The sequence below is a fragment of the Tautonia marina genome, from assembly GCF_009177065.1.
Classification (GTDB): domain Bacteria; phylum Planctomycetota; class Planctomycetia; order Isosphaerales; family Isosphaeraceae; genus Tautonia; species Tautonia marina.
Genome location: NZ_WEZF01000056.1, coordinates 1 through 2,176, shown reverse-complemented (window position 1 = coordinate 2,176; position 2,176 = coordinate 1). Strand labels below are relative to the sequence as shown.

Annotated in this window: 1 protein-coding gene and 1 pseudogene; both read left to right on the top strand. The window is 65.8% G+C overall.

Annotation, left to right across the window (positions count from 1 at the left end; translation table 11 throughout):
• Window positions 1–1,295 (top strand): neutral/alkaline non-lysosomal ceramidase N-terminal domain-containing protein (locus GA615_RS27170; protein ID WP_152054490.1); only part of this gene is annotated, 1,295 nt, incomplete at its 5' end.
• 488 nt (window positions 1,296–1,783) lie between these two features.
• Window positions 1,784–2,176, top strand: a pseudogene (locus tag GA615_RS27165) (squalene--hopene cyclase); the annotation flags it as partial.

Here is a 2,176-nt window from a genome sequence, read left to right as displayed (position 1 = left end):
CTCGAGTCCGTTCCGACCTCCGGACCCTGCTTCTGCTGGCGGTCCTTTGGTGCTTTGCCGGGCCGGCGTCCGCGACCGACATTCGGGCCGGCGTCGCGCGGGTCGATATCACACCCCCGATCGGCGGGCCCACCGCCGGATACTCCTCGGCCGAGCCCACCGACGGCATCCACGACCGGATCGATGCCCGTGTCCTCGTCCTGGAGTCGTCCTCGACGACGATCGCCCTGGTCGCGTGCGACCTCTGTGTCTTCAACTCCCCCTGGCTCCACGAGCAGATGCCCGAACTCGGTATCGATCGGCTTCTCCTGATCAATACCCACACCCATGCCGGCCCAGATCTCCGCGACGAGGTCTTCCCCAGCCCGGAGGAGCCATGGCGCGTCACGGTGGAACGTCGCGTGTTGGAGGCGATTCGGGAGGCGCAAAAAGGGCTTTTCTCGGCTCAGTTCCTCGCCGACGAGGGCAGCATCACGCTGGGCTATAATCGCCTGGTCCGCCACGGCAATACCGCGGTGACCCACTTCGAGAACCCCGACCACATCCCCTACGGCCCTGTCGACCCGACCGTCGGTGTGATCCGGATCACCGACGAGGAGGAGGACGTCCGCGCCGTGCTGGTGACCTACGCCTGCCACCCCGTCATCCTGGGCCCGCGCAATCGGAAGATCTCCGCCGACTACCCCGGCGTGATGCGCGACCTCGTCGAGGAGGAACTCGGCGGCGACGTAACCTGCATGTTCCTCCAGGGCGGCGGGGGCGACATCAATCCCCTGCTTATGGCCAGAGGCGACGACCGCGACGGCGACTTCGCCGTGGTCGAGCGCGTCGGGCGACGGCTGGCCGAGGAGGTCCTCGACGTCCTGGAGCGCCTCGAAGACGAGCCGGGGTCCTCGAAGTCCCTGTCGAGCGCCTCGGCCGAGCTGACGGTCGAGAACCGCTGGGAGCCGGACGAGGAGCTCACGCTTGGGGTGACTTCGGTGCTGATCAACGACGAGATCGGCCTGATCACCATGCCGGGCGAGCCGTTCCACGCGTTCCAGGTGGCGATCCGCCAGATGGCGGGGCTGCCGCACGCGTACCTGCTGGGCTACTGCTGCGACGGGCCCTATGCCTGGCCGAGCTACCTGCCGGATCTGCAATCCGCAGCCCGGGGGGGGTACGGGGCGAGCGACACGACTCGGGCCGAGGTCGGAGCGGGGGAGCGGCTCGTCAACAAAGGCCTGGCGCAGCTCTTTACTCTGGCGGGACGCCTGAAGGGGGAGCCGCGGCGTCATCCCTTCGAGGACGATTGAGGTGTGCACTCGGGGAGCCCCTTGATGGCCCCTCTGCCCGGCACGCCGATCTCGTTCGGCTCGCTGTCGCGACCCGCGATCGATGGGGGATCCTGACTCGTCGGTCGTCGATTCGTGAGAATTGGCTTGCGCTCCTCGGGATGCTTGGAACCGCGCCGGGCCGTGGCCAGGAGAACAACGAGGGGCGACCGTGGGAGAGCTGGACAATGACTTGGACCGTCACGTAGGTGAATGGGGTTGCCGCACGATCCGCCACCAAGGACGCACCGCCTGTCCGACCTCCGGAACACTCTCCGGGCCGGGCCGCTAGCTCCGGGCGACTCGGTCGGAACCATCACGGTCCTCTCGTGTCCAACGGATGGTCGAGTCCTGATGGCCCATGACGATCGGAGGAGTCTGGAGGACGCACGAGTCCGGAGATACCATGCGGCGAGGACAACGGCCGCCCACCTTCAATCGCCGCATACCGCTTTTTTGGATCAGCTCCAATGAGACCCATTGCAACACTTCTGCATGGTTTCTTACTTCTTGTCGCGGGTGTACCTACCCTCGCGACCGCACAACAGCCGATCACCCTGAGTGATGTCGAGGAAGGCTTGCCGGAGATCAGGGAGGACGAACCGAAGCTCGGCCACTTCTCGGCAGAAGAGGCAGCGAAATACCTGGATCGTGCAGCGCTGAACTGGCAGAAGACCAAGAATTGTGCCACGTGCCACACCAACCTGTTCTACATGGCCGCGCGTCCTGCGCTGGCTTCGGTCCTCCCCGACTCGGGCGAGGTTCGCCGCTTCTACGAGAATTATCCTCGGGTCCGCTGGCAGAAGAAGGAACCGACGGAAACCCAGGGCTTCTGGCCGATCGTCGTCGGGACCGGATTGACT